Raw genomic sequence first — 3326 nt, 5'->3', positions numbered from 1 at the left:
ATAAGCATATCATTTACCAATTGCTCTATTCTGGCTGCTCTGGAACAGTTGCAAACCGTATACGCCCCAGGGCATATGGAAGTTGATAATAACCGCCAGCTGAACTGGTATCGTTTTGGCGCACATAGTTACGCCGGCCAGCAAATCCGTTATAAGAAAAACCTTATCGGGATATCGCGGAGTATAGACTACAGCCAGTTGGCCAATAAGATTTATGCCTATGGTGCGGGTACTTGGGGCAGCAGGGTGCATTTGTCCTCTGCCCCCGGATATGCCCTTGATTATGTATATGACGCTACCTCTCAAGCCACATGGGGCGTTATTACCAAGACCATCTGGGACAATAACCAAACCAGCGCCCAATTGCTTAAAGGGTGGGCAGACTCGGAACTGGCCAAGCGGAAAGACCCTATATATACCTATAAAATTAATATGGTTGACCTCTCCAAAGAGGCAGGATTTGAGTTTAATAGCCTCAATCTACTTGAGCCGTACCAGGTGATTGATGAAGAGCTTGGCATATCGGTTGAAACCCGTATTACCCGCATCAATCGGCGAGACTTATCCAATCCTTATGACATTGACGTGGAGCTATCCAACAATGTGGTCAATATCAGCGACACCATCGCAGAACTCGCCCGGCGCAAATAAGCCGGATACAATCCAAATTTAGCCATTTTTAAGGGGTGAAGTATGCTATTTATCCAATGGTTAATCATCGCAATTGCTCTGGTAGCCTTAATTAACTACCGCTGGTTCTGGTCACATACCCAATTTTGGTTACCACCGGAAAAGCGCCGGCCGTATACCTTCATTATCCGGGATATCATTTACAACTGGTCACGCAAAAGTATCCTGACGTTTTCTCTGTCCATGATGTACGCCGGGGTATTGCTGGCCCAGGTAATTACTGACTTCGGCATGATGATATCTATCTGCACCGGCGTTATCCTGGGGCATTTATTTTTCGGTAAGGACTGGATACCCGGGGAGATGGATACACCCACTAAAAAGATTACAGCAGATGAAGCCCGGGCATATGTCGGAGTGCTGATTGTGGGGGTAACTTTAATTACGATGGCCTGCATCGGTATCTACGGGCTAATTAATCACCGGGATGAATATGTCACCCTAGCCGCTGGCTCATTGGGTGGGTCATTAGTTACCATCGTTTCATTTTACTTTAACTCCCCCAAGGAGCTGAAAGCGAAGGTCAAGGCATGGCTAAAAAATTACCGGGATTAATGCTCGGAAAGCGTCCGGCCAAGCAGGACAGACGCACTCTGAAACTGGAAACAATCATCAAAAATCTGCCGACTATTCCAGACTGCTTTGATTTTGATGCTGACAGCCAATTCAAAATCCCTCTGCCTATGTTCGCCAACGATGCCTGGGGAGACTGTGTTATTGCCGGCCGAGCACACCAGACACTCCGATTTGAAACCATTGACCAGCAGGCTCTTATAAGCATCTCAGACCAAGATGTCCTGCAGGAATACTGGCATGAACAAGGGGGCGGCAGATGCTGGAATAAACGCCCGGATAACGGACTTGTAGTGCTGGACTCTCTCAAGTCATGGCGTAGCGGGTGGAAAGCTGGTGGTCATAACTATAGCATTTACGCCTACGGCAAAATCAACCCTTATAACCATGATATGGCCAAGGCCGCTATCTACCTGCTTTCCGGTGTCGGAGCTGGGTTATTGCTGCCACTAGCCGCTCAGAATCAAGAGGTCTGGGAAGCCACAGAAGGCGATTCTGGGCGTACAGGCTCATGGGGCGGGCATTATGTATATATCGTGGGATATACCGCTATTGGGCCGGTGTGTATTACCTGGGGGCAGCGTAAACAGATGACCTGGGCTTTTCTGGACAAGTACTGTGATGAACTGTGGGGAATTGTAGATGATAAAAACTACTGGCCGCTCAGCTCATATATAGATATTGTCCGGCTTAATGATTACTTGAATTCGGTTAGCCAGGGAGTGTGCCATGACTAAAGAAGAGCGCGACAAAATAAATGACCTGGCAGTAGTGGTCAGCCGAATTGATGAGCGCACGTTAAATATCCAAAAGTATATTGACGAGGATAAGAAACGCCAGGACAAGTGCATAGCTGAAGCCCAAGCTACCGCAGATGAAGCTAAAGAACAGGCAGACACAACTCAGACCCAGTTATCAACTATTAAATGGGTAGGCGGATTTATAGCTGCTTTACTCGGTGCTCTGGGTGGATGGTTCAGCAGGAGTTAGTTATAAAGCAATATAACTTGACCACTCATAACCGAACGTGTTGCTTATAAAGTTTATCAAATTCATCGCATCTATAATAAATCTTAAAATATAACAGAGTCAATAATTATCTTTAATATACTAGCCCCCGTTATGGGGGCTAGTTTTTTTGTGTAAAATAATTATTAGCAAATTATTAGCAGAATTATTTTCGCTTGTATTCTGGATTACTGATTTGTTTGCTAATTAGCAACGTGCCAATTATGTTAATTTGCTTATTGACAAACCATGATAACGGGTATATTCTTTCTACTGAGGTTATTTATGACACTTTTAATGACTACACTGAGTGAATACCAAGAAAACGAAGGCCTATCAGATCAAGCCCTTTCTATCAAGATTGGCATTAGCAATTCGTCATATTCTCGCATTAAAAGGGGAATACGCAAACCTACCGTAAAGTTCTACTCCGGCGTAGGCCGTGCTTTCCCTGAGCTAAAGCCTCTTATTGATGCTGAAATCTACGGCAAAACCAATTATACGCATACCGAACCTATCACACACAAGACATTTATGACCAAATTCCGGGAGGTGTTCAAATGATGAAGACAGACTTACCGAAGGAGAGGCTCACTTGCACTGTAAAGGAAGCTGCAGAGCTACTTAATGTCAGTGTATCCACTGTCCGCAAAAAGATTTACCAGGGCGAAATACCCACGCTGGAAGGTTTCGGAGACCGGCATATTATCCCTTACGCATGGATTAAACAGATTGTTGATGAATCCTTTAATAAGGCGAACAGGAAAATCAGGGCAATGGCGGAGGCTTGGTTATGAAAGAACTTACCTGTTCCCACTGCGGACATACTGGAAGTGATGTCAGTTATCACTATACATATATCGGCGGCCAAGGAGATATCCGGGTTATTGAATGTGATGATCTGATTGCTTGCTGGAAGCGATGGGACACCCAGCATGATATCCACAAGCCCGAACTGGTCGGCACCAAGTGAAGATAAAAAGACCGGGGAACTGCAATTCCCCGGTGGAAGAGAGGTGAGAAATAAAACCCTTAATCACGATTATACCCCGCCT

7 protein-coding genes are annotated in these 3326 nt (G+C 45.4%); all 7 read left to right on the top strand.

Annotated features, from left to right (window positions below):
* Positions 1 to 651, top strand: a 651-nt coding sequence (locus tag WC259_RS08155) for a phage tail spike protein (protein WP_372644207.1), incomplete at its 5' end; no start/stop codon positions are given.
* A 42-nt stretch (positions 652 to 693) separates the two neighbouring features.
* Complete coding sequence (locus tag WC259_RS08150) at positions 694 to 1245, top strand: hypothetical protein (RefSeq protein WP_015407811.1); 552 nt, start codon at positions 694 to 696, stop codon at positions 1243 to 1245.
* On the top strand, positions 1221 to 2000 hold the full coding sequence (locus WC259_RS08145) for a hypothetical protein (RefSeq protein WP_015407812.1): 780 nt from the start codon (positions 1221 to 1223) through the stop codon (positions 1998 to 2000). Before WC259_RS08150 ends, WC259_RS08145 begins: the two co-directional genes overlap by 25 nt.
* Positions 1993 to 2253: a hypothetical protein gene (locus tag WC259_RS08140; protein ID WP_015407813.1), complete on the top strand. Its 261-nt coding sequence runs from the start codon at positions 1993 to 1995 to the stop codon at positions 2251 to 2253. Before WC259_RS08145 ends, WC259_RS08140 begins: the two co-directional genes overlap by 8 nt.
* Positions 2254 to 2556: 303 nt before the next feature.
* The gene (locus WC259_RS08135; protein WP_015407770.1) at positions 2557 to 2835 is read left to right on the top strand and encodes a helix-turn-helix transcriptional regulator; all 279 of its coding nucleotides are present in this window, start codon (positions 2557 to 2559) and stop codon (positions 2833 to 2835) included.
* Complete coding sequence (locus WC259_RS08130) at positions 2832 to 3068, top strand: helix-turn-helix domain-containing protein (protein WP_015407771.1); 237 nt, start codon at positions 2832 to 2834, stop codon at positions 3066 to 3068. The genes WC259_RS08135 and WC259_RS08130 overlap by 4 nt, the downstream gene beginning before the upstream one ends.
* The gene (locus WC259_RS08125; RefSeq protein ID WP_015407772.1) at positions 3065 to 3244 is read left to right on the top strand and encodes a hypothetical protein; all 180 of its coding nucleotides are present in this window, start codon (positions 3065 to 3067) and stop codon (positions 3242 to 3244) included. Before WC259_RS08130 ends, WC259_RS08125 begins: the two co-directional genes overlap by 4 nt.
* Positions 3245 to 3326 lie beyond the last annotated feature (82 nt).

Source organism: Dehalococcoides sp. (assembly GCF_041654235.1).
In the GTDB taxonomy this organism is placed as follows: domain Bacteria; phylum Chloroflexota; class Dehalococcoidia; order Dehalococcoidales; family Dehalococcoidaceae; genus Dehalococcoides; species Dehalococcoides mccartyi_B.
This window is presented reverse-complemented; position numbering and strand designations above follow the sequence as displayed.